15 protein-coding genes and 1 other RNA gene are annotated in these 25,125 nt (G+C 41.7%); 12 read left to right on the forward strand and 4 right to left on the reverse strand.

Features of this window, described 5'->3' with window-relative positions; all coding sequences use genetic code 11:
* The first annotated feature begins 156 nt into the window (after positions 1-156).
* The 4 genes from DBR32_RS01505 to DBR32_RS01520 all read left to right on the forward strand — a co-directional run bounded on the left by DBR32_RS01505 (position 157) and on the right by DBR32_RS01520 (position 7,145).
* On the forward strand, positions 157-2,280 hold the full coding sequence (locus DBR32_RS01505; protein ID WP_124634519.1) for an endonuclease MutS2: 2,124 nt from the start codon (positions 157-159) through the stop codon (positions 2,278-2,280).
* Between the two features lie 62 nt (positions 2,281-2,342).
* An RNA gene (gene rnpB / locus DBR32_RS01510) (RNase P RNA component class A) lies at positions 2,343-2,705 on the forward strand.
* Between the two features lie 176 nt (positions 2,706-2,881).
* A complete protein-coding gene (locus tag DBR32_RS01515) occupies positions 2,882-5,716 on the forward strand; it encodes a S8 family serine peptidase (RefSeq protein WP_124634520.1) in 2,835 nt (944 codons plus the stop codon).
* A 361-nt stretch (positions 5,717-6,077) separates the two neighbouring features.
* Positions 6,078-7,145 carry a DUF3810 domain-containing protein gene (locus DBR32_RS01520; RefSeq protein WP_124634521.1) on the forward strand — a complete coding sequence of 356 codons (1,068 nt, stop codon included), beginning with the start codon at positions 6,078-6,080 and terminating at the stop codon, positions 7,143-7,145.
* A gap of 55 nt (positions 7,146-7,200) precedes the next feature.
* On the opposite strand, the gene DBR32_RS01525 is transcribed toward DBR32_RS01520, so the two are convergent.
* A complete protein-coding gene (locus DBR32_RS01525; protein WP_124634522.1) occupies positions 7,201-7,428 on the reverse strand; it encodes a hypothetical protein in 228 nt (75 codons plus the stop codon).
* Positions 7,429-7,646: 218 nt separating this feature from the next.
* Between DBR32_RS01525 and DBR32_RS01530 the strand changes: the two genes are divergently transcribed.
* From DBR32_RS01530 to kynU, 3 genes are all read left to right on the forward strand, one after another.
* Positions 7,647-8,273 carry a M48 family metallopeptidase gene (locus DBR32_RS01530; protein WP_124634523.1) on the forward strand — a complete coding sequence of 209 codons (627 nt, stop codon included), beginning with the start codon at positions 7,647-7,649 and terminating at the stop codon, positions 8,271-8,273.
* A gap of 195 nt (positions 8,274-8,468) precedes the next feature.
* On the forward strand, positions 8,469-9,146 hold the full coding sequence (locus DBR32_RS01535; protein ID WP_124634524.1) for a lipoprotein signal peptidase: 678 nt from the start codon (positions 8,469-8,471) through the stop codon (positions 9,144-9,146).
* Between the two features lie 49 nt (positions 9,147-9,195).
* Entirely contained in the window at positions 9,196-10,464 is a 1,269-nt protein-coding gene (gene kynU / locus DBR32_RS01540) for a kynureninase (protein WP_124634525.1), read from the forward strand.
* Between the two features lie 196 nt (positions 10,465-10,660).
* On the opposite strand, the gene DBR32_RS01545 is transcribed toward kynU, so the two are convergent.
* Positions 10,661-12,337, reverse strand: coding sequence for a sensor histidine kinase (locus tag DBR32_RS01545; RefSeq protein WP_124634526.1), 1,677 nt, complete (start codon positions 12,335-12,337; stop codon positions 10,661-10,663).
* A 706-nt stretch (positions 12,338-13,043) separates the two neighbouring features.
* Here DBR32_RS01545 and DBR32_RS01550 point away from each other — a divergent pair.
* Positions 13,044-13,793, forward strand: a complete 750-nt coding sequence (locus tag DBR32_RS01550) for an SDR family NAD(P)-dependent oxidoreductase (protein ID WP_124634527.1) — start codon at positions 13,044-13,046, stop codon at positions 13,791-13,793.
* 106 nt (positions 13,794-13,899) lie between these two features.
* On the opposite strand, the gene DBR32_RS01555 is transcribed toward DBR32_RS01550, so the two are convergent.
* Positions 13,900-14,508, reverse strand: a complete 609-nt coding sequence (locus DBR32_RS01555) for a hypothetical protein (RefSeq protein ID WP_199724286.1) — start codon at positions 14,506-14,508, stop codon at positions 13,900-13,902.
* A gap of 311 nt (positions 14,509-14,819) precedes the next feature.
* Here DBR32_RS01555 and DBR32_RS01560 point away from each other — a divergent pair, with 311 nt between their 5' ends.
* The 3 genes from DBR32_RS01560 to DBR32_RS01570 all read left to right on the forward strand — a co-directional run bounded on the left by DBR32_RS01560 (position 14,820) and on the right by DBR32_RS01570 (position 19,444).
* Positions 14,820-17,657 (forward strand): two-component regulator propeller domain-containing protein, encoded by a 2,838-nt coding sequence (locus DBR32_RS01560; protein WP_124634528.1) that lies wholly within the window; start codon positions 14,820-14,822, stop codon positions 17,655-17,657.
* Between the two features lie 43 nt (positions 17,658-17,700).
* Positions 17,701-18,321 carry a response regulator transcription factor gene (locus DBR32_RS01565; RefSeq protein ID WP_124634529.1) on the forward strand — a complete coding sequence of 207 codons (621 nt, stop codon included), beginning with the start codon at positions 17,701-17,703 and terminating at the stop codon, positions 18,319-18,321.
* 205 nt (positions 18,322-18,526) lie between these two features.
* Entirely contained in the window at positions 18,527-19,444 is a 918-nt protein-coding gene (locus DBR32_RS01570) for a hypothetical protein (protein WP_124634530.1), read from the forward strand.
* 198 nt (positions 19,445-19,642) lie between these two features.
* On the opposite strand, the gene DBR32_RS01575 is transcribed toward DBR32_RS01570, so the two are convergent.
* Entirely contained in the window at positions 19,643-21,694 is a 2,052-nt protein-coding gene (locus DBR32_RS01575; protein WP_124634531.1) for a gliding motility-associated C-terminal domain-containing protein, read from the reverse strand.
* Between the two features lie 417 nt (positions 21,695-22,111).
* Here DBR32_RS01575 and DBR32_RS01580 point away from each other — a divergent pair, with 417 nt between their 5' ends.
* The gene (locus tag DBR32_RS01580; RefSeq protein ID WP_233559631.1) at positions 22,112-25,039 is read left to right on the forward strand and encodes a T9SS type A sorting domain-containing protein; all 2,928 of its coding nucleotides are present in this window, start codon (positions 22,112-22,114) and stop codon (positions 25,037-25,039) included.
* The last annotated feature ends 86 nt before the right edge of the window (positions 25,040-25,125 follow it).

A 25,125-nucleotide genomic window follows, 5' to 3' on the forward strand; every position in this document is an offset into this window, starting at 1 on the left:
AATACCCCTTTCCGCGCAAAATAAGCATAGGATACCAGTACGATTGTTTATTTTTGTGGGCGTATCCAACACAACCCATATCCACAAAACAGGCTCAAGTGCATGCTTTAAGCAGCTCCTGGTCTGTTTTAAATATTGATTTTTGATTTAGACAATATGTTACAGTTTTATCCAGAGCAGGCTTTAGAGCGATTGGAATTTGAGAAAATAAGACAACTATTATTATCCAAATGCAGGACTACCTATGCAAAAAATACGGTACAGCATTTGAAATTTCATACAAAAAAAGAATACCTTGAATTAGCCTTATTACAGGTACACGAATACAAACAAACCCTGGGCGGGAATGATTATTTCCCCAACGATTTTACCAAGGACATCAGCAGTGAATTAAAATTGCTGCGCATTCCCGGCGCCGTATTAAATGGCGACGATATCCTCGCTTTAAATCAGCTTACGATTACGATAAGGGATATTTTGTTATGGCTCAAACGCCAAAACAACCTTTATCCAAGCCTGGAAACAATCGCAATCTCCGTGGTGTATCAAAAAGAGATCCCGAAAATCATCAATGAAATGATTGATGATGCGGGCGTGGTAAGGGATACCGCCTCTACGGAACTGATGCAGATACGGTCTGATATTGAAAAGAAGCGGCAACAATTACGTAAAGCATTTGAAGGCATCTTGAGAAAACTGAATAAACAAGGTTATCTGGCAGATATTTCAGAAAGTTTTATGAATGGCCGCAGAACGGTTGCCGTGGTTGCCGAACAAAAACGCATCGTAAAAGGAATCATGCATGGCGAAAGCGAATCGGGTAAAACTGTTTTTATAGAACCCGAAGAAACGATTGAGCTGAATAATGACCTCAACAGCCTGGAAAGAGAAGAAGGCCGGGAAGTATACCGCATTTTAAAAGAGCTGACCGCACAGCTCAGTGTATACCATCCGCATTTCGAGTCTTATTTTAAATTGTGCGGGGTATATGACTTTATCCGTGCCAAAGCCATCCTGGCTAAGGACCTGAACGCCTTTATGCCAAGGATCAGTCCCCATCCCGGCACACACCTGATCAAAGCATACCACCCTTTATTATTATTACACAATAAAGAAGCGGGCAAGATCACGCATCCCCTAACCATTTCTATAGATAAGGACAACCGCATTTTAATGATCAGCGGCCCGAATGCCGGAGGGAAGACCGTTTCGATGAAAACAATCGGCTTATTACAAGCCATGTGTCAGGCCGGAATGCTTATTCCCGCAGATGACACTTCTGAAGTGGGCATTTTTAAACAAATCATGATTCATATCGGCGATACCCAAAGTATCGAGAATGAACTGAGTACCTATAGTGCACACTTAAGGGATATGAAATATTTCCTGGAACATGCCAATAGCAAAACCTTATTTTTTGTAGATGAATTGGGTAGCGGATCTGACCCTAATCTTGGCGGTGCTTTTGCTGAAGCTATTGTAGAGCAACTGTCCAATAAAAAGGCCATGGGTATCATTACTACCCACTACCTTAACCTGAAAGTAATGGCCGGAAAAGTACCCGGTATCTTTAACGGTGCCATGGCCTTTGATGAAGAAAATTTATTGCCTTTATACCAGTTAGTACTCGGAAAACCGGGAAGTTCTTATACCTTCTCTATTGCACAAAGAAGTGGCCTGCCCGAACCTGTCATTAACCGCGCCCGGCAAATCACAGATAAGGGGCATTTTAAACTGGATAAAATGCTGCATCAGACCGAGCAGCAATCCGTAAGGCTTACCGGTAAGGAAAGAAGCCTGGACCAACTGATTAAGGAAAATGAAAAGTTGAAGTCTAAGTATGAAGAGTTGATTGACAAAGAGCGTTTAGAACAACATTACCAGACCCTGAAGCTCCAAAACAAAATTAAGAAAGAAGAACTTGATTATTTAAGAGATACCGAACGCAAATTCAAGCAAATTGTTTTTGACTGGAAGCGTGCGGAGAATAAACAGGAAGTTATAGAAGCTGCCGAGAAAATCCTGTTCAAGAAAAAACATATTATCCAAAATCAGGTTGCGGCGACCAAGGCCGATAAAAATTATATCATCACTGCTAAAGAACCGCAGATCGGTGATTTGATGCGCAACAAAGACAACCACCAGATCGGAAGGCTGATGGAAGTCAAAGGCAAAAAAGCCGTAATCCGTATAGGACATATGCCTTTTAGTGTCACTCTGGAAGAATGGATTACCGTAGAGGCTAAGAAACCGCAGCCCCGGAAGAAGAAAGTAGATTAAGGCTTCCTGTTTAAAGGAATAATACACCAGAATCCTTTAAATAAACCATACTTTTGCAAAGACTACAAATCCGCGCTACCGCTGGAGCTCAGGCTCGGGAGGAAAGTCCGGACAGCACAGTGCAACGCACCACCTAACGGGTGGGTATGCGGCAACGCATAACAGCCAGTGCCACAGAAAATAACCGCTTCTGCTTGCAGATAGTAAGGGTGAAAATGTGCGGTAAAAGCGCACGATAGTATCAGGCAACTAATATTATGGGTAAACCTTGCGTGCTGAAATGCCCAATAGGCAAGCGCTTAGGACTGCACGTCCAATGCTTGCGGGTAGGCAGATACAGTCTTGCAGCGATGTAAGGCGTAGATAAATGGTAGCGGCTTCTCTTCGGAGAAGTACAAAATCCGGCTTACAGGATTTGTAGTTTTTTTTAAATATTTTTTTATTTCTATATTATTTCCCTATCTTAGTCTTGTCTTTTGGCCAAATTGACCACCCCAAATCCCAGAAAAGAGCCCCAACAACAGAACCACACACAGCTAAATCATTTTTAGCATTTATTGTTGTGTAAATAGTATTTTTTAACGGCAAATAAAATACGTTTATGAAAAAAAATCTCATCCTTACGGGAATTGTATTCGCATCGGGTATCCTCACCACTTATGCGCAAACGGCACAAGAACGTGCCCAAATTATCAAAAACTATGACAAAGGCTTGCTCACCGAAATGGCGAGACAAAGCGAGATCAAAGCGAAAGCTGAAAAGGCCGCAGCTATTACCTACGCCAAAAAAAATAACATCCCCGTTATCATCAAGCATAAAGATGGTTCTACTTCAGAATTGATGCGTATTGATGAACATAACGTACCCATCTACTATACCAATAATAATGTAAATGCGGCCCGGTCTACGCGGGTCAATCACCTGAATACAGGAGGCTCTCTGGGCCTGAACCTTGACGGACAAAATATGATCGTCGGCGTTTGGGACGGTGGCGGTGTTCGAACGACCCACCAGGAACTTAACGGGCGCGTAACCGTAAAAGACAATGCGACTACCACCGGCGATCCTCATGCAACGCATGTGGGCGGAACAATTGCCGCCAGTGGTGTCACAGCCAGCGCAAAGGGAATGGCCAGCGCTGCAAAAATATATTCTTATCAATGGGACTCAGACGTGTCTGAGATGACCACAGAGGCCGCCGCAGGTCTTTTGGTCTCAAACCACTCTTACGGCTACAGATCCGATCAACTTCCCGCTTGGTATTTCGGCGCTTATATCTCAGAATCTAAAGCATGGGATGACCTTTTATTTAATGCGCCTTATTATACCATTTGTAAAGCAGCCGGCAATGACGGGACCTTTACCAATTCAAGTCCTTTGGGAGGAAGTTCAAGTGCTTATGACAAGCTTTCCGGTGCGGCAACTTCTAAAAATGTAATTGTAGTCGCCAATGCACAGGATGCCTCGGTCAGTAATAATGGCGACCTGAACAGTGTACTGATTAATTCCAGCAGTAGCCAGGGGCCTACTGATGACCTGCGCATCAAGCCGGATATCGCGGGCAACGGAACAACGCTTTATTCGTCTGTTTCTTCTTCCAATACTGCTTATGGTACCATGACCGGTACCTCTATGGCCTCGCCAAATGTAGCCGGCAGTATCACGCTGGTACAGCAACACTTTAAAAATGTAACGGGCGCTTATATGCGGGGTGCCGCTTTAAGAGGGCTCGCACTGCATACTGCAGATGATGCCGGTGCCAATGGTCCTGATGTAAACTTCGGATGGGGCTTGCTTAATGCCAAGAGAATGGCAGAAGTGATCAATACAAGGAATACGACTTCCCTGATCTCGGACAAAACCCTGAACAATAATGCAACAGATAATGTAACGGTCAATGCTGATGGTGTAAGCCCTTTAACGGTCTCTATCTCCTGGTATGACCGCGGAGGAACAACGCAAACCTCTTCTCAACTTAATAATACGACCACTAAAAGATTGGTAAACGACCTGGATCTAAGGGTTAGTGCCGTTAGCACCAACACCACCAGTATGCCTTGGGTACTGACGTCCCGATCAACTAATGCCAAACAGGATAATAATACGGACAATTTTGAAAGAGTAGACCTTGGCATCGTACCGGCCGGCCAATATACAATTGCTGTAAGCCATAAAGGATCCCTTACCGGTGGTAGCCAAAACTATACCCTTATCGTTACCGGCAGAAGCAATAATGTAGCGGCATGTAATGCACCGAATAATTTAAGTACGGCAGATATCACGACTGGCAGTGCCACTTTAAACTGGGTAGCTTCTGCTTCTGCCAATACCGGTTATACCGTAGAATACAAAGCAGCGGCGGCAACGCAATGGATTGTTGTCTACACGGGTACAAATACCAGTACTCCCTTGACCGGGCTTGCAACAGCTACCAATTACAACTGGAGGGTCAAAACAAATTGTTCTGCAACAGAAAGTAGTGCGTATGCCGATGCCAGCTTCACCACAACAGGAGGAGCAGCTTGTAATGCACCTACTAACCTCGCAAGCAGCAATATTACTTCGAGTGGCGCCACAATATCCTGGACGGCCTCTACTACTGCCAATACAGGTTATACCGTAGAATATAAAGCAGCAACTGCCACACAATGGATTAGTGCAGGAACGACTACCGCAACAAACATTTCCTTATCTAGCCTGAGTGCTGCTACAGCCTACAATTACAGAGTGCGTACCAATTGTAGCGCCAGCTCCACCAGCAGTGATGCAACCGGTAACCTGACGACGGCAGCAGCACCGACTACTTCTTGTGCCCAGGCCTTTGAGCCCAATGCAACGATAGCCGCTGCCTATGACATTACGCTTAATACGGATTACCAGGCGGCAATCGCAACCAGCGGAGATGTAGACTATTATAAAATCACCGTTCCTACCAACAGTATAAATACGGTGAGCCTGACTAATCTGACGCATGATGTAGATTTAGCCATACAAAGCAGCGCCGGTCAGAATCTGGCGGTTTCGGAAAATGGCGGCAGTGCAAGTGAGCAGATCTCAGCTACTTTTTCCGGCGGTATCTATTATATCAAAGTATACCCATATTCAGGCTTTAATGCGAATAATTGCTACACGCTTAGGGTTTCCAGCGGCTCCGCTACAGCCGGCATGGCAGATGCAATGTCCTCTATTGACAATGCTAACCCAATTAGCGCTTATCCAAATCCGGCCAGTAACCTGCTCACAATAAAAATCAGCGCTAAAATGGCTAAAGATGCCCTGATCAAAGTGTATGATGTACTGGGTAAGGAACAAATGAGCCTGAAAGCAAAAGATACAGAGAGCCAGCTGGATATTTCCAGCTTACCTGCAGGTATTTACCATATTACCGTTAGCAACGAGCGCAATCAATATCATCTTAAATTTACCAAAAAATAAAGTTCATTTTTTGAATTGAATGATTGTAAATGGTCGGTCTGCTTCCCGCAGACCGGCCATTTTTATTTTATTGAGTATTGCTTTCAGGAAACAGAGGCCTACTTTCTTCTTCTTGTTTCAATTTATCGGTATTGCTACCATTTGCCTTGATGCAAAAAGTACCGCCAAAAAATAAAGGCTATATCAATCCTTGGCTAAAAATCAATGCACGGAACGTACCAAAATTGCGATGCACCGCAATCGCCTATATATGCTTATAAAAAACGGTTAATCAATCAAATAAACCTGGCGACAAGCCCCTAAAATTATTTTTCTGATTTAACCTTTAATTTTTTTACAAAAATTGTACTTTAGCGTAGACATGGCAAAACGCAACAAAAAAACAGTACAATATAGCCTTATCGTACTGCTGTCATTATACCTGATCAGTGCCTTATGGCTGCAATCGGCCAAGGGAATCCAGTTTTACATTCCTTATGTCTATCTGCCCTTACAAAGAATCAGAAATACGCTGTTTCATATGTTCCGTTTCAGTATCGGGGATATCGTTTATATCATCTTGCTGGCCTGGCTGCTATACACCTTATTTAAACTGATACAATTTTTATTTACCTGGCGCAAAAACAAAAAGAACCTCCTCCTGAAGTTTGGCAGGATTAGTATGACCTTGGTTTTCTTATATGCCAGTTTCATTATCCTGTGGGGGGCCAATTACAATCGGCCCAAACTCATCTCAGATCACGATACAGAATCTTTAGATAAAAATGCATTGATTGCCCTGAATGACAGCCTGGTACACAAACTCAATACCCTAAACCCGCATGAGCAGCCTTTGGTATTATCTGAGCTGAATAAACAACTCTCAAAAGACTATAGCCTTTTGTTTGGCCCCAAAGTACCGGAACTGATGGTCAAACCGACTGTGTTCGGCAATATGCTGCACTATTTTGGCATTCAAGGTTATTATAACCCTTTGAGTGGTGAGGGACAATTTGCGGCGTCACTCCCTCAATTTATGTGGGGTTTTGTGATCGCTCATGAAATGGCCCATCAGGCAGGTATCGCCTCTGAAGGGGAAGCCAATTTTCTGGCCTATGTGGTTTGTGTTCAGGATAGTTTGGCGCCTACGCAATACTCCGGTTATTTCAATTTATTTTTATATGCAAACCGAGAGTTGGCCGAAACCGATTCGGCATTGGCTTTGGCCAAATATGAGGCTCTAAATCCTTCAACCCGGGCCGATATCCAAACCCTCAAAAATATGCGGCAACAATATAGAAGTATCTTTCGGGGTCTCTCGCTTGATTTCTACAACTGGTATTTACAAAACAGGGGTTTGAAACAAGGTATCCGCAGTTACCGCCAGATCGCCAGAAATGTATATGACTGGGAGCAAAAGGGCAAACCGGCGATTGCTTTGTATCCATAAAAAAAACGGTTGTGCATTTTGCACAACCGTTTTTTCATGTACGCTATTTTGGTATTTAGAAGACTGTAATATTACATTTATAGTCTATCCCAAATGCACTACCCGATTTATTACACTCGGCTTTGGCTTCTTTGTACGTTTTGTCCCTTATGATAGAGGTGTTTTTATTCCCATTCACCGTACACTCACAATTCCAATCTTTTGGTTTATTACACGAGGTGGCAAAGGCTAAGGCGCTTCCAAATACAGCAAGGGCGACGGTTACTGATGCTAATCTCTTCATAATTATTTGTTTTTGTTCACCCAATATTAGTCAAATAATGCCAGCTATCCATCAATACAATGTTAATAATATAGATGTATGTACAACGAAACAAGGGTTCTTTGGCCAAAAGCAAATAGAATGTTCCCCTATAAATGTGCCTTAAAAAGAATATTTTCAATTACCTTTGCCCCCTAAATTTGATAGGAAAAATGTTTGCATTACGTAGATTTTTAGTAATGAATAGATTGCTTGTTGCAGTTCTATTAATCGCCTTAGGTATCTTTTTGGGTATAAAAGTAACCTGGTGGCTGGGCTGGCTGCCTATTTTAATCGGTCTGTTAACCGTGGTCGCGCATTTTTTAATCGGCCCTATGACCATTCTGCCCCGCTATATTGAAAACGGCGATGTAGATGAGGCACAAAAATTGATTAATTCTGTAAAAAAACCGGAATGGTTGTTTAGCCAGGTACGCAGTGGTTTTTATATGCTGAAAGCCAACCTGTCTACAATGAACAATGACCTGGATGCTGCAGAAGCAGAACTCAGAAAAGGACTGGCTTCCGGCAAAAACGATAAAGATGCGGAAGGAATGGCCTTACTACAACTGGGCTTTATTTCGGCACAAAAAGGAAATTTAAAAGATTCATATGAGCAGTTAAGAAAAGCGGTGCAATTAGGATTGCCTGATGGTGATACCTCTGCCAGGGCATATATGCAACTCTCTTCAATCTGCGCGCAACGCCGCGATTACAGAGGTTGTAAATTTTATTTTGCTAAAGCCAAAGCGGCCAAACCTAAAAATGCAGAGATACTGGAACAATTAAAAGAAATGAACAAGCAAATTGCCCGCATTCCCGGTTAAGACCCGAAGGATTACACCCAATTTCAATTTCTTAATTGCCCCCTCAAAATCATCAGTACAAAGCAGCCTTTGACAGGCTGCTTTTTTTGTGCTTATTAAATTGGTGTCTTTATAAGTAATGCCTACTTTTGTTTCGATTTTTTAAACCGATTTTTCAGCCGTTCCCTGCTTTAGGGGTACCACATCTTAAATTCAATGAAGTATAAACATATTCTGTTCCTTGTATTTCTTATCATACTCATAGATCAGTTGATCAAAATATATGTAAAACTTAATTTTCATTACGGTGACAGCATCAACGTAATGGGATTAAAATGGTTCCAACTCTATTTCATCGAGAATTCGGGCATGGCCTTTGGCATGAAGATCATGGACTCTACAATGGGTAAAGTGATTCTTACCCTGTTCCGTTTATTTGCAGTTGGTTTTGGTTTTTATTGGGTCAAAAACCTGGTGAAACGCGGCGTAAGTAATGGTGTAAAAATATGTGCTGCCATGATTCTCGCAGGTGCTGCCGGCAATCTGATCGACAGTATGTTTTACGGACTGATCTTTGATAAAGGTTTGGCTTATGATCCCGCTATAAAAGATTACGTAAGTTATCTGGGACAGGCACAGTTTGGCAAGGGCTATTCCGGCTTATTACACGGTAGCGTTGTCGATATGTTTTATTTCCCCGTCATTGATACACAATGGCCTCAATGGATACCTGGTCTGGGCGGCAAGCGATTCACGTTTTTTGACCCGATCTTCAACTTTGCAGATGCCTCTATTTCCTTAGGCGTAATCATCCTGCTGTTATTTCAGCAAAAATCCCAGAAAGGCGAACTGAACAAGAAAACGGAAACCCCTACCCTGAGCGATCCTGCTTAAGCGTAACCCTTCCCGTACAATATTGATTTATCATACTGAATTTATACTAATGTCTTATACATTTGAGAACAACTTAGAATACGCATTATCTCTGGACGATATGGATATTTTACATTCCTACAGAGAACGCTTTCACTTTCCGCAGCATGAAGGAGAAGATGTCCTTTATTTTTGTGGCAACTCTCTGGGCCTGCAACCCAGAAGTGCTTCCTGGCTTTTCCAAAAGGAACTGGCCGATTGGGCAAAATATGGCGTGGAAGGGCATTTTCAGGCCGAAAACCCATGGATGTACTATCACAGCCAGTTCAGCGAATCTTTAGCCCGAATCGTAGGGGCAGATGTATCTGAGGTGGTTGCGATGAACACGCTTACGGTAAACTTACATTTATTAATGATCTCTTTTTACCGTCCTACTGCAACACGTTATAAAATCATTATGGAGGCCGGTGCCTTCCCTTCTGATCAGTACGCAATAGAAACACAGGTGGTTATGCATGGCTTCAATCCCAATGAGGCTATTATAGAATTGACTCCAAGAGCCGGGGAACATTGTCTCAGGGATGAAGATATCCTGCAGGCGATTGCAGATGCCGGAGACAGCCTGGCCTGTGTGATGATGGGTGCGGTGAATTATTATACCGGGCAATGGTTTAATATGCCGGAGATTACCAAAGCAGCACATGCAGTAGGTGCCTTATGTGGTTTTGACCTGGCGCATGCGATGGGTAATGTGCCTATGCATTTACATGACTGGGACGTAGACTTTGCCTGCTGGTGTTCTTATAAATATTTGAATTCAGGCCCGGGTGGCGTGGCCGGTATCTTTGTGCACCAGAAGCATGGAGACAATCCGGAAACCTTTCGCCTGGCCGGTTGGTGGGGTAATGAAGAAACGACCCGCTTTAAGATGAAGAAAGGATTTGTACCTGCCAAGGGAGCGGCCAGCTGGCAGATGAGTAATGCACCGGTCTTCAATATGATCGCCCACAAATCATCCCTGGATATTTTTGACAAGACCTCGATAGATACTTTAAGAGAAAAAAGTCTATTGCTTACCGCCTATACAGAATACCTCCTTAAAGAAGTAAAAAATCTTGATTTTGAGATCATTACTCCTGAAGAACCACAGCGCAGAGGGGCACAATTGTCTTTATTGTTTAAAGACAAAGGAAGAGTTGTTTTTGATTACCTTACAGAAAACGGTGTGGTAGCAGACTGGCGCGAACCAAATGTAATCCGCATTGCTCCGGTACCAATGTATAACAGCTTTGAAGACGTATACCGTTTTGTAAGTTTGTTCAACACCTTTCCCGGATAGACACCTTACTTAACACTATTTTTATAGAAAAAGCGCAGCATAAATATTCCCTTATGCTGCGCTTTTTCCATAGGATTGCCGGGAGGATACAAAACCAAGCGAAGCAGGCAAGGAACAATACCGGCTTAACTCTGCATGTCTTTAAGACCGGCTATCCGCAATTGGCGATTATTTACAAAAGCATGTATCCCTATTTTTACTTTCCATTTTGTGGCAGGGTTAATTCTATTTGTGTTCCGGATAAATGCCCGGATTGCACCAACATTTTTCCGTCCATAAGGTGCACACGGGCATTTATATTTTTCCAGCCAATCCCTTTAGCCTTTTCTATCGCACCTTCCTCCAATCCACGACCATTATCTTTAATCGTGATCATCAGGCTTTGTTCTGCTTTTCTGGCCGACAAATGAATCTGGCTTGCCTGTGCATGTTTAGTCATATTATGCACGACTTCCTGTACAATACGATAAATCGACAATTCGTTCTGTTTGCTAAAAACGATATTGCGTATCTCTTCGGGAATGTCCGTATCCATTTTCGTCTCACCCAATGCATTTATTTCATCCGAAAGGCTTTCCAATGCCGGAACAATGCCAAAATGCAGGGCTTCCGGGATGAGGTTATGCGATACGTTTCTGACTTCTTCAATGGTTTTATCAACCATATCTTGCGTTTTTTGCAGCTGCGGAACATCCAGGCTTATCGTAGATAAATTCATCTTTACTAATGAAAGCATCTGCCCCACACCATCATGCAGATCGCGGGCGATGCGGATCCGCTCTTGCTGCTCTCCTTCAAACAGGGCTCTGGAAGCAATTTCTTGTTGCAGGAATATATCCTGTTGTCTCTTTTGCGCCTGTTTATACCTGATATTGCGATAGAAAAGATAAACTGCGATCACCAATAATACAAAGGCCAGGCAAGCCATAAGCAACCAAGTGTTTCGCTTTGCAATGGCAAATCCTTGTTGCTGGATGAGTTTTTGTTTTTTCTCCGTTTCATATTTTACATTCAGCTCAGACAGCTGATTGTTGCGTGTGACATTGATGACCGAATCGCGGTAATTACCGTATCGCTCGTAACTCGTCAATGCCTCTTTTAAATTTCCAGTTTTAGCATAGTACTGATACCTGGCGTAGTAATAATCTTCGATCTTACTGTTATCTTCAACGAGCGGCAATAAGGCCGCACAGCTGTCCAGATAGGCCTTAGCCTTATCTGACTGACCGCTGTTGAGATAGGCTCCACTCAGGGTAATATAAGAAGTGAACCAGTTTTTCGTATCACTTTTGGCGCCGATATAACGAATACCCTGCAACATGTATTGAATCCCTTTTTCGGCATCACCGATTTCAAAATAAATGGCTCCCAGATTTTTATATCCTTTAAAAAGACCGATAGAATCATTGATAAGCAGCCTGTTTTTGATCGACTCGGTGAAGAAGTGCAGGCAGAGCGAATCGCGCTCTTGCATATAATACACATTCGCCAATGAGTTATAGGCATCAGCAAGCCCTTTTTTATCCCCCAGATTTTGGAAACTCGTTATCGCTTTTTCTGCGTATACAATCGCCTGCGGATAATTTTCGGTTTCATGATAGGTAGCCGAAAGGTTATTGTAATTGGTTGCGGCAATGGAAGCATAGCCCCTCCGCTCTGCCACCGCAAGAGAAGCAAAGAAAGATTTGGCCGCCATTTCAAAGTTGCCCGTTTCAAAATAGCGGTTTCCGGCATGCGATACCTCCTGTGCATAAACAGCAGAATCGATGCCTGTTTTTATGGCCCGGTCTTTTTGTGCAAATAAGCCTTGGCTTAGGATACAACAAAACAGCACCAGCAGATTGTTTCGTTTTTTCATTTGTGTACGGATCATGATTCTGTGATGTTTATATTCAAAAATACAAGCTCTTTCTTAATACATTAAAAAAATTATCATCCCGTAGTTATATTTATTAATAAGCACTTACAAGACTTATCAGCAAACGCATTTACAATTTACGGCTTTGACCTAATCAGCTATGCCCGACAAATAATAGTAGAAAGGGATTCATTTTTCCTATAATTAGCTATCGCAAATAATAATGGTTTTCTTTTATTCATTTTCCGGCGCAACGGTTTCAATAGTTGATGTTCTAGCATTCTTTCCATGCTTTTTTCCGACAGCAAAAAGAATAAAAGGCTAATACATAAGTATAGCTATCGAATGCGGCTTTCTTCATACTTTATCGTTTTTTATCAATAACAAAATTATAAAGATTCAAAATCCTGACAATAGGGTGATCTCATCAAATATCGTAGGTATATATACCTATGTACACCTTCCGAATCCATAAATAGTGTATAAAAAACAGATCAGCAAACACCTTATGTAAAAGAATTAAAGATGAGGCCATAAGGACTGCAAACAAACCCAAAATGACGCTTCTAACACTTTAACAATAAGCACTCTATATCATTTATAGCCTTTCGAATATTGTGTACATTTAATTAGCAATACTTTAGGAATGGATACGCCTCCGGCAGCAAAAAAAATAAAGCAGATGTCGTAATTTAGTAGTTCACTCTTTAAATATGTGATTATGAAAATATTAGAGCATAAAGTAGCCTTAGTAACCGGAGCCGGTTCCGGCATAGGGCTTGCCGTAGCGCTGGCTTATGCAAAAGAAGGTGCAAAAGTGATGATATCTGATATTAATGAATCGGCGGGGCAGGAAGCGGTGAACCAAATTGAAGCTGCAGGTGGTACCGCCGCTTTCTTTAAAGCGGACAGTGCGCTTCCGGAAGATAATGAAGCCCTGGTTCAGGCAACGGTTGCACAATTTGGCCGCTTAGATATTGCTTGTAATAATGCCGGAATCGGTGGAGAAGCTGCGCTGAGCGGGGACTATAGCCTTGATGGTTGGAAAAAGGTAATTGATATTAATTTTAACGGAGTCTTCTACGGATGCAAATATCAATTGCTGGCCATGGAAAAAAACGGAGGAGGTGCTATTGTAAATATGGCTTCGATACACGGTATGGTAGCAGCCCCTATGTCTCCGGCTTATACCTCTTCTAAACATGCAGTGGTTGGGCTCACTAGAAATATTGGGGCAGAATATGGCGCAAAAAACATTCGTTGTAATGCCGTTGGTCCGGGTTATATTGACACGCCACTACTGGCTAAACTCAGTCCAGACCACATACAGGCTTTGATCAGCAAGCACCCTATGGGCAGGCTGGGCAAAGCAGAAGAGGTGGCGGAACTGGTCGTATTCCTTAGTTCGGAGAAGTCTTCGTTCATGACCGGAGGATATTATCTGATTGATGGCGGTTATACGGCAGTATAATCGTTGAACCGACATAAAAACACCCTAAGAATTCTTATTGACTCCTTAGGGTGTTTTTATGTGTTGCATTACCTAATGTTCCGCAAGGCTTAAAAGCTTATAAGGGCTACTTCACGTATATCTTTTTCCAATCCGCATTTGCATCAAACCAATTGAAGCCCTGTTCTGAATCTGAACAGAGATATTCCCCACTCCAGTTTCCATCTATCGAGAAGAAGTTGAAATTATCATTTGCCTTTACGAAGTATCCGATCCACTCCCGCTTCATAGAAAAATACAGGTATACCATATCATTGGCACTAATCAGAAAACCTATTGCATCTTCGTTCTTGTCAAATACATACTTCCCGGCCCAAGCATCTTTGCCGGTATTCGCGGCACCTCCATAGTTCGGATTAATCCGCCAGTTGTATTTAGGATTCAGGTCAGCATTGTATTTGGGATTGATGTCGGAGTTATATTTTGGATTAATCGCCGAGGTATAGGTCGGATTGATCGCTGCATTAAATTTCGGATTAAGCGTTGACGTATAAGTCGGATTAATTCGCGTATTATATTTCGGATTGATACTGGAGGTATAATCCGGATTCAACTTTGCATTATACTTCGGATTGATTTTAGTATTGTATTTAGGATTTAAATCTGTAGGGATATATTGCCCGCGGGCATGCGCCAGGGAGCAAAGCATACTTATAAGCAATATAATGTATTTCATAATTAGATTTTGAGCATAAAGATTTTGAGGTAATCATATAATACTATAGCATAACGCTATTTCTATAAGGTGGGATAAAGATATAAAAAAATACTCCTATGAACCAATAAGTCCTTTCTTAAGCCCTATTGGCATTAATTTTCGTCCTTTTGCGTAAGCCTTAAATTGCCATTTAAAGCCCTTGTATTGAACCCTTTCAATACATTTTCACCAGACCCAATAAACTAAAATGACGTTGCTTTTTTTTACCTATCTTTATTTAACTACAATCAAACCTAAGTATCAAAAACATACTGTTCATATCAATTCTTTTGCTGGGTTTATACCCCTGTGCACAAGCCCAATCTTATGTAAAACGAAATACGTTTACAACAAATGAAGGTTTGCCCAGCAATCATATTTATGATATTACCGAAGACAATAAAGGTTTTTTATGGATCGCAACTGACAATGGGGTTTCGCGTTTCGATGGCAAATACTTTCAGAATTTCTCGGTGAGGGAGGGTCTTCCCTCAAACGAAGTATTACAGGTTTTAAAAGACGGCGATGGTCATATCTGGATCAATTGTTTTAAACAAGTCCCTGCTTATTTTGATGAAATTAACGGTCGTTTTGTACCCATTAAGAACCACTCCAGCCTGGACATTATTGCTAAATCCTTACTCGTTGCAACCCATTTAGCGGATGGTTCTGTAAAATTTTACAACTACATCGGTTATGTCACTTTTAAAAACAAGCAAATAACCGATTATCAATTCATGGTACAAGATAGAATAATCATTAAAAATGAATCTATAGATCTAAGGTTGAAACATTACAACAACGGAGCTTATTGTAGCTACCTTTATGCAAACAATCAACTACTGGATAGTATTGTACTGAAATCAAAAAACTTCTTCATAAAGACACACTTTCACGAAAATGAGATTTTTCAATTCACCAGGAAAAATAAAATCTACAAAATCTACAAAATAAATATACGGCCTCTTTCTTATCAATTGGATTCGCTGAATATTCCCGAAAACATTACCTGGTATAAGTTTGTGGCACATAATATGATTATTACGAGCCTGGGAGGCAATGTATATATCTACAATAAAAATAATTTTTCTTTTATCACCAAATTAGAAGGCGATGTTAAGGCCAATTGCGCTTATGTCGATAAATTTAAAAAGATTTGGGTCGGTACATTAGATGAGGGACTGGTCTACTACGACAACAATAAAATCAGGACAATTGCGATTCCGCCAAATTATGTCCGGCCAAATTTTTTAAGCATCTCCATCAACAATAACAAGGAATTATTTGCAGGAAACTATTACGGACAGGTCTTAAAAGTAAAAGGCGGCCAATTTAGCAGATACGAAAATCAATATGAAAATTATCAAACCTGGATCAGAAAATTAATCTGTATCAACAATGATATTGTAACGGTTAATGATAGAGGCTACAACATTAATTTCAATCAGAACAAACAGATTCTAAATGCACAAAACACTCCCACAGTCTTAAAGGACGCAGTATCGATTAATGATAGTACAATTGTTTTGGGCACGATTTCCGGTTTGATCGCCTTGAACTTAAACACCGGTAAAACCAAAAGTTTAGATAGTGATCGGGACCGCGCGCTGAATTTGGTAACCACAGATGGGAATTTGATTTATTATATCGGAACGAAAGGATTGTATAGGTATAATATCGCAAAAGATACCTCCATTTTCATTCCGCTGCCCCCTTCATGTATCAATGAAAATTTATCCGTTTTAGCTGCTGCTGCGGACCATACCTTGTGGGCGAGCTCACGCAGAGGGGATTTATTGATTTTCAAACACGATACGGTATACGCCATCATAAAAGAGAATGCAACCCTTCCTGAAAACATTACCTGCATGCTCGCGCATCAACAGAAAATATGGATTGGAAGCAAAAAAGGTATTGCCGTTTTAGCATATTACTTTGTGGACAATAAACTTCACTATACGATAAATACAATTTCGAAGAATGATGGTTTACCCTCTAATACTATTAATGCTCTGGTGGCCCAAAATGACACTGTTTATGCCGCAACAGAAAATGGTATTGCGCTCATTCCGGCAAATTATCAAAACCCAAAATTTGAAATTAGACCCGAATTGACGGGCATTAAAATAAATCAGGTTAGTATCCCAATCGCACAAAATTACAAGCTGGAAAGTAATCAGAACAACATTACCCTTCAATTTGCCGGCATTGAGCTGAGCGGGCATTTCAAAGCTATTCAGTATCGTTTGAATGAGGATACAAAATGGGGTACCTTGGATGGAAACACCTTAAACATTCAATTAAACAGCGGGCATCACACGATTTACATCCGGGCAATTGATGCCAACAATCAGGTTAGCAAACAGATACTGCAACTCCATTTCTCTATTAAGACCCCATTTTACCAGGCTATATGGTTTTGGATCCTGATCGCAAGTGTTATAACGGCAAGTGTTTTAAGGTGGTTTAACTGGCGGAGGCTAGAAAAACAGAAGGCTATTTACGAGCAGAAATTAGCTTTAGAATTGCAAAGAAAAAAAATAACTGCCGATTTACACGATGATATCGGGGCTACCTTAAGCAGTTTGCAACTGAACAGTGCCGTAGCAAACCAATTGATTCATACGGATACCAACCGAACCAAAGACATCTTACATAAAATTGAAGATCAATCTCAAAGTCTCGCTGATAAAATTGGTGATATTATCTGGAGCATGAAGCCCGGAAAAGATGAGTTCATGACGATAGGCAGTCGCATCAAAAACTTTGCCAATGACATTTTAGGTTCCGGTAATATGGATTATAAAATAATCATAGACCCTAATATCAACAAAACAATACAAGACATTACGACGCGAAAAAACATCGTACTGATTACAAAGGAAGCCCTCAACAACATCGCAAAATATAGCGATGCTTCCGAAGCATTTGTCTGTATCGAAATCAAAGGCACGCAAATCGAATTGTTGATCCGGGATAACGGAAATGGATTTGATGTTTGTGACCAAAAAGGAAATGGCCTGGCAAATATGCGGATCAGAACAGAAGAGCTGAATGGCTTGTTTACTATTGAGTCTGCTCCGAAAAAAGGAACGGTTATTTTGGTGACCATTCCACTTGTCCCTTAATTTAAGGACATGGAATTGCTTATATTATTCCTATATTTATGAAATGAGTATCCGGATCTTTATATATGATGACAGTACTGAACGAAGAGACAGTTTAAAGGCGCTCTTAAGCCTCGATGAACAGCTTGTCGTTGTCGCAGAAGCGCCTAATTGCATCCATGCAATACAAGATATAGAAAATTATTTTCCTGATGTAGTACTTATGGATATCAACATGCCCGAAGTGGACGGCCTGGAAGGTCTAAAACGAATCAAAAATAAATTTCCGGAGGTTAAGGTTTTAATGCAGACAGCTTACGATGACAGCGAAAAAATATTTACAAGTTTAAAAAATGGCGCGAGCGGTTATATTTTAAAAAATGACAAACCCCAACGTATTCTTCAAGCGATTGATGAGGTTTTTAAAGGAGGAGCCGCTTTGAATCCTGCCATTGCGCAAAAGGTATTAGATTACTTTAAACCTGCTCAACGTACTACATCATTAAGCCCTAAAGAAAATGAAGTTTTATCTTTACTGGCTGAGGGTTTAAGCTATAAAATGGTTGCCGACAAACTGGGTGTGAGCTATACAACCATCAATACGCATACCAAACGAATTTACGAAAAACTACATATCTCTTCAATTGGTGAGGCTATTGCCTATTATTATAAACACCTGCAGTAAGCACTGTTTTGAAAGCTGTATATAAAAGCGCTTATAGTCGTATCAATAAAGCCTCATAAAAATATGCTGCTCATAAGCAGCAGTGCTTATCTGAACATATTCCCCCACTTTCTCAGATACCCGAAATCCCTATTTTTAGGGATTTTTTTTCTGCCCAATAAGCTCATTTTTGTGGTATTGATAATCCTTAAAACAATAGAAATTTATGAAAAACACAAAATCCAAGGCCACCACTCTATTGGCGATCGCCCTATTAGGTACAGGCATTATTTCCTGTAAAAAAGCAGCAAGCCCGGTGCCTGCAAAAAGTAAAGACGAGGCATCCAGTACTCAGCTGACACCTGTTTACATGGCAGGTATCATGTCCTGGCGGTATGTTGCGAGTTCCCAGACGGTGGAGTTCCCTTATTACCAGTTTTACGGTCTTTCCACAGGCATAGGTTTTACGGGTTCGACCAGTAGTTATGATGTATCTGCAAGCAGTCCCAAAGCATTTGGTGCTACCAAGAAATATAAAGTTTTTGTTTATCAGAATTCAAACGGCGGATGGTTTATAAATCATAGCTTCTGGGGTGAGCACCTGCTTGTAAATGCCGGAACAGGCACGCTATTTAACAGACCAATAGATGAGGTCGAAATAAACCCGGCAACCGGAGAGACTTATGCCGTAGTCGTCAACTTTTCAAATGTAGAACTATACCATCTTAATCACAATACTGGAGACGCTACCCTAGTGGGCACCTTGTTTAACAGTGCTTACAAGAATAGGTACAAATCCGGCTCTATTGCTTTTGTGCCTGATGGCAATGGTGGTTACAATATGGCATTTACCCATGAGTCAGGGGTATATACGGCAAACGGGCTGACGATGTGGGTATATAATATTTCGGGAACAACAATGAGTATTGCAGCCTCTTATATCTTCCCTACTTCAGGCATACCAGGCGCGCAGACCGGCAACCTGAACACCACTTATGGCAATGGGACTTTTTATATTGCACGCGACGGGGGCAACCTGTATAGCCTTCCGTTTCCATTTGTCAGCAACAGTGTTGCAAGCTTGGTACTCAACGCATCGGCTTATGAGAATAAATATGATTTTGGTTACTGGGAAAGTCGCTAGAAACCGGATTGCTATACTATTAAAAGAGCCATACGGTGTATGGCTCTTTTAATAGTATAGGGAAGAAGTATGAGTATCCAATCTGCTAAAAAAGAGCATTCGATACCGCATCGCGAGCAGCTACCGGGCACCGTTTATAAGACAGAAAATATATCGTAAAACACCAATTCATTTTTTCTTTCCGGCCGATTTACCTTATTATCGAAGCAAGGTAATTTCCCCTTTAAAATTGTTCACCGTCCCATCCAAAAATAAAATGGATATACTGTAAAAATAAACGCCCTGATCAAGTGGTTTTCCATTTATAACAGAGGTCCCATCCCATCCGCTATTCAGATTAGCCGTTGAATGTACAATTTGTCCATACCGGTTATACACCCTGAATTCAGCCGTGTTATAGGCGCGTTCTAATTTCAATTTTGGCACAAACACATCATTCCTGCCATCACCATTCGGCGTAAAGGCATTCGGCATCATCACCTCTTTGCTATAAGCTTTCAACTTAATCGGAATCATCACGCTGTCTGCGCAACCTTCTATGGAACGTCCGAAAACTTTAAGGTTTTGCGGCTGTGTGGCCGACAGGTATTGCTGTTTGGCTGTTTGTACCGGAAAAAGGTTTGCCGGGTGCCAACTCAGCACTTCAAAATTACCGTCAAACTCATCGGATACCGCTATATTAAAACGCTCCATTTCATAAGGGTCTTCTGGATCTACAGTATAAAGCAGATTAAATCGATTCACCGTAATATTAAATTGTCTATACACGCTGTCGCAGCCGAGCGTATTGTATAAGGTATCTGTTTCAACGGTTGATGTTGTGTATCGTATGCCATTCAGCCAAACCGCATCACAGCCTGACGTATCTATCTGAACCAGACGCGCATTATTGTGGATGGTAATTCTGATTTCTTTATAAAGGCTATCACAACCCCCTACAGCGTACAATGTATCATACAATGTAGTGCTTTGTGTATAAACCCGATTGTTGTACGTAAGCTGTTTACAGGAATCTAAATGCGTTATCGATATTTGAGGTGCATTGCGTACAGTTAAGTTTAAGGTGACGATGCTGTCGCAACCGCCGGATCCTGCCAGGGTATCCGTAGCAGTGTAATTGCTTGCGGTGTACGTGATCCCGTTAAAAGTATAGGATTGTCCATAACAAACCGTTGCCGTTTGTATTCCTGCCGGCGCAGGATTTATGTGTACCGTCATGGTCTGTGTACCGAGCGCGCATTGCCCCGCGGCCGGAGTGAAGGTATAGGTAGTCGTCGCTGTATTGTTAATGGCAGGACTCCAGCTACCCGTTATACCGTTATTGGAAGTCGAGGGTAAAGCCATCATGGTCGCACCACTGCAATAAGGCGCAATTTGGGTGAATAAAGGTGTAGCTATGGGTTGCGGTGAAATGAAAACTTCCTGCATAATATTTATGGCACAACAAGGATTTGTAAAGGCACTGATAATCCTTACAGTGGAATCTCCGGTCACATTATTGATATTTATCGTTGCTGTACCGGAACCGTTGGTCACAACGGTATCAAGCAATAACTGACCCAGTGCACTTTGATTATTAACATTGTACACTACCGAAGTACCGGGCGCTGAAGTTAAAGCAATGACGGCATCATCACCCATACAAACAGTAGCTGGAGGATTGATCAAAACGCTTTGAACAGAACACGACGATTTACTACTGCCTAAAATGGAAGTCCCGTTAAGAACCCTAAACGTACCGCCGGCGTGTGTGGCACCGCCCAATACAAGCCGGAGCACAACACTATCGTTTGCAGGGATACAAAAATCTGTTTGAAAGGTTATCGTCTCATTATTGGTGCTGTTAAGATATCCCGTACCAATAAGGCTGTTTACCCCGGTAGCCGGAAACAGAAGATAGGCCTTAAAATAGGTCGGTCCGGTATTACTTCTACGGGCGACAAACGAAAACTGGGTAATATTTAAGGAAGTAGTGGCATCTGTTTTGATATAGGAAGATATATATCCAAGTGGATTGCCATTTAGATTCTGAGAATTGTACCCGTCACTTGCACTTTGATAAGTACTGTTACTATACCTTCTCCACTGAGAAAAAGTAAGCCCTGTACCGGCTGGAAGACTGGCAAAATTTCCATGCGGTGAGGCATCAACATAACCACTCCAGGTAGTAGCAGACAATGGTGTTTGCGCATAAATGAATGTGCTAAAACCCATAAGAAACAGGCTAAAAAAAAGTAGTATATACTTCATAAAATCGCTATTATAATAATTACAAAATAGTTTGTCGGCTAAGGTAAACGTCAAGCATTACCGGAACATGTCCTTTATATTATCTTTTATTAAATCACATGAATAGGTATTGTTACCAAATTCAAATTTTTACACTTCAATCAGACGAAGAAAAATATGCAGCGATTTCCTACATGGAAATTCGAATTGCTCGCTAAAAAATCGAAACAAACACTACCTCAACAAGTAGTGATGTCATAAAGCAGTCGATAAAACAATATAGCACCCGCTCGACATATGAGTATCTAAAGTGGGCAACCATCCCGATAGTGTTGATATTTAATTCATAAAACATTGAGTTAATTTTTTATTCATTTAGGTTTAACAAGCACATAACATATATGAACAATATTTGCAATGCCTAAAACATTTCTCAACATGATGAAATTCCACACGGGATCGATTACAACATCTCCCTCAGTGCCTTCAAAAAGCACTGCCGAAACTCGAAAGACAAGCTCACGCTTGTCGAAACTGAAAGTTATTGCCGGAGTAGCATTCATGATGCTGACATCGTCTTTAACCGCCTCTGCGACGCTCATTAACAGTACAGTCACCTGTACACAGACCACCACTGCTACCACATCTTGCGTAAATGGTTTTTATGCAAGCGGCTGGAACTCTAACAACGGAAACTGGACGTACGCGCTGAACACTACAGGGTTTACAGGCATCACCATGAATTTTAATACCAGCTCATCTGGTACCGGGCCAACTAAAGGCTATGTTTATTATAACATTGGTGCAAGTGATGTACTGGTGGATAGCTATTCGGTAAACACAAGCTGTGCACTAAAGACATTTACCCTTCCTACGGCTTGTAATAATAAAGCCAATTTGCAAATCAAATTGAAGATGATCAATGCCTCGGCAGCGGGCGGCACCAATCGTGTTCCGTCTAATGGTGTATTTGACGGAACGAATACAAGCGGCTGTTCAGGAACCCCTACAAGCGGTACAGTGAGTAGCAACAAAACGGCTATCTGCGGTGCTGATTCTGTATTGTTCACCCTTGGTGGTGCTGCAAGTGGTACAAGTATCAGTTACCAATGGCAATCATCTCCGAATAATAGCAGCTGGAGCAACATTGCGGGTGCTACTGCACTTACCTACAAAGGTTTTGTATCTGCATCAACTTACTACCGTGCGGTAACAACTTGTGCCGGTTCTGGCTTATCTGCCAATTCTAATGCACAACTAGTAACGGTAAATGCACTTCCTTCGGTAAATCCTATCACAGGCGGCAGCAGCTCACCTTTATTAATTGGCCAAACTGTTAGTCTATCTAACACGACAGCCGGTGGTGTATGGAGCAGCAGCAATACTTCTGTAGCGACTGTTAATACATCCGGTTTAGTAACAACAGTAAGCGGCGGTACCGCAGTCATTAAGTACACTGTTGAAGCTTCTGGTTGTGAAAATGCAGCTACAACTAATGTAAATGTTGTATGGCCTAATACTTTGGCCTTGTATGCCGGCTACAACGGCAGCAATACCAATGTAATCACTATTGCCGGTGAAACTTCAGGTGCTTTAACCGCACATAATTTTACGGTATTAGACACCCCATCTACACCTTGTGCTTCCGGTGGATTAAGTGGTTTGAATATACTGCCTTCAGTAACGGCTTTCAACAGCGCTACAGGACCTTACGTTTCCTATGTATTGACGCCTGATGCCGGTAAAGCATTAAACATTACCCGTATTACTGCTAAAACACGCGAATCTGATTCCTCTGCATTAAAAGCACGTATTGCTTACCGTGTTAACGGTGGAGCTTGGATAGACGAGAACCGCGATGTGACACAAAGCAGAGGTGGTAACTGTGGTGCTAACTCTAATGTATGGGATTTCACTTTGAATGGTGCTAACCCTACAGTAAATGGCATTACCGGTACATTGGAAGTTGCTGTATTCCCTTATGCAACCGCTACCAAATATGGTACTTTCCAATTAAACAACCTTGAGGTATATGGTACGATCACCACTGCCGCTGTTTGTGCAGGTACTCCAGGTGCAGGTGCAGTTACACCTGCTGCAGTGAACATTTGTGATAGTGGTTCCCGTTGGTTGAACTTTGCAGGAGATGCAGGTTCAGGTATTACGTACCAATGGCAGAAATCTACAGATAATGTAAACTTCACGGATATTTCCGGTGCTACTGCCGCTACTTACAATACAGGTAATTTGATTGCAGGTGTTGCACCGGCAATTAACTATTACCGTGTAAAAACAATCTGCTCAGGTTCTGGTTTATCATCATTCTCTCCTGCTGATACTGTAAATGTAAACACTACAGGAAGCCTGGGTGCCTTTACCGCTCCTGACTATCTGCATATCGGAACACCGGTTACCATTACAGCACCCGTTAGCGGTGGTAAATGGAGCAGCAATGATATGAGTGTAGCTACTATTGACAGCCTTAGCGGTGTTGCGACACCACACATCCCTGGTGATGCCGTATTTACCTACAGCAAAACAACTAACGGATGTACTGCGCGCAGCAGAGATACCGTAAATGTGATCTATCCTAATACAATCGCTGCATACATTGGTAAAAACGGAAAAAGCACTGTCGTAACCACTGCAAGCGGTTATACCGCTACCGCATTGGTAAATGCAGGATTTGATACCACACAGAAATGTACCAACGGAGGATTAAGTGGTTTGAAAAAAGATGGTTTGATGACCTATTCTGACTTAGGGCCTCATGTATCTTTCACATTAAATATCGGCAGCAGCACACCTATTGACATTACCGGTTTCTACGCTACCCTGCGTCGCTCAAACTCTGGTATAGCTAAAGCACGCCTGGCTTATAATTTAGATGGTAGCTTCTGGTTTGACGGTGGTGAATTAAATGTATTGGCTGATGATTGTGGTTATAGTTCTGCAGTACTGTCTCATTCAGATTTGTCCTTCCTTACTGGCCTGATCAATTCTAATCAAGTTGAATTTGCTATTTATGGTTATGGCCCAATTGCTAATGGTGGTACTTTACAAATCAATGCAATTGATATTACAGCCAGTGGTTCTTCGGTATATTTATCTAAGAAAATACCGCTTAGTATCCTGGCAGGTGATGCAGTAACTATTTATCCTAATCCGGCTACTAATGTATTGAACATTACAGCTCAGGAAGCGGTGAATGTAACCATCTTCAGCATTGAAGGAAAACAATTGATGAATGCAGCGAAGGCGACATCGGTTGATGTAAGCCGCCTGGCAGCCGGAACATATATGGTTCAGGTACGCAGCGCAGCAACGAATACTTTAATTAAAACTTTAAAATTCTCTAAACAATAAGGAACATAAAAACCATATTGTTTTATCTGATTACACAACCTCTTTCCAGAGGTTGTGTAATCTTTTTACGTGCATCAATTTTCCTT

This window comes from Taibaiella sp. KBW10, assembly GCF_003852495.1.
GTDB lineage: Bacteria > Bacteroidota > Bacteroidia > Chitinophagales > Chitinophagaceae > Edaphocola.

Excerpts from the sequence above, each read along its gene's own strand:
- DBR32_RS01530 (WP_124634523.1), top strand. The coding sequence starts at position 7,647 with ATGAATAGATTGCTTGTTGCAGTTCTATTAATCGCCTTAGGTATCTTT.
- kynU (WP_124634525.1), top strand. The coding sequence starts at position 9,196 with ATGTCTTATACATTTGAGAACAACTTAGAATACGCATTATCTCTGGAC.
- DBR32_RS01515 (WP_124634520.1), top strand. The coding sequence starts at position 2,882 with ATGAAAAAAAATCTCATCCTTACGGGAATTGTATTCGCATCGGGTATC.
- DBR32_RS01565 (WP_124634529.1), top strand. The coding sequence starts at position 17,701 with ATGAGTATCCGGATCTTTATATATGATGACAGTACTGAACGAAGAGAC.
- DBR32_RS01550 (WP_124634527.1), top strand. The coding sequence starts at position 13,044 with ATGAAAATATTAGAGCATAAAGTAGCCTTAGTAACCGGAGCCGGTTCC.
- DBR32_RS01520 (WP_124634521.1), top strand. The coding sequence starts at position 6,078 with ATGGCAAAACGCAACAAAAAAACAGTACAATATAGCCTTATCGTACTG.
- DBR32_RS01555 (WP_199724286.1), bottom strand. The coding sequence starts at position 14,508 with ATGAAATACATTATATTGCTTATAAGTATGCTTTGCTCCCTGGCGCAT.
- DBR32_RS01535 (WP_124634524.1), top strand. The coding sequence starts at position 8,469 with ATGAAGTATAAACATATTCTGTTCCTTGTATTTCTTATCATACTCATA.
- DBR32_RS01570 (WP_124634530.1), top strand. The coding sequence starts at position 18,527 with ATGAAAAACACAAAATCCAAGGCCACCACTCTATTGGCGATCGCCCTA.
- DBR32_RS01505 (WP_124634519.1), top strand. The coding sequence starts at position 157 with ATGTTACAGTTTTATCCAGAGCAGGCTTTAGAGCGATTGGAATTTGAG.
- DBR32_RS01575 (WP_124634531.1), bottom strand. The coding sequence starts at position 21,694 with ATGAAGTATATACTACTTTTTTTTAGCCTGTTTCTTATGGGTTTTAGC.
- DBR32_RS01525 (WP_124634522.1), bottom strand. The coding sequence starts at position 7,428 with ATGAAGAGATTAGCATCAGTAACCGTCGCCCTTGCTGTATTTGGAAGC.
- DBR32_RS01580 (WP_233559631.1), top strand. The coding sequence starts at position 22,112 with ATGATGAAATTCCACACGGGATCGATTACAACATCTCCCTCAGTGCCT.
- DBR32_RS01545 (WP_124634526.1), bottom strand. The coding sequence starts at position 12,337 with ATGATCCGTACACAAATGAAAAAACGAAACAATCTGCTGGTGCTGTTT.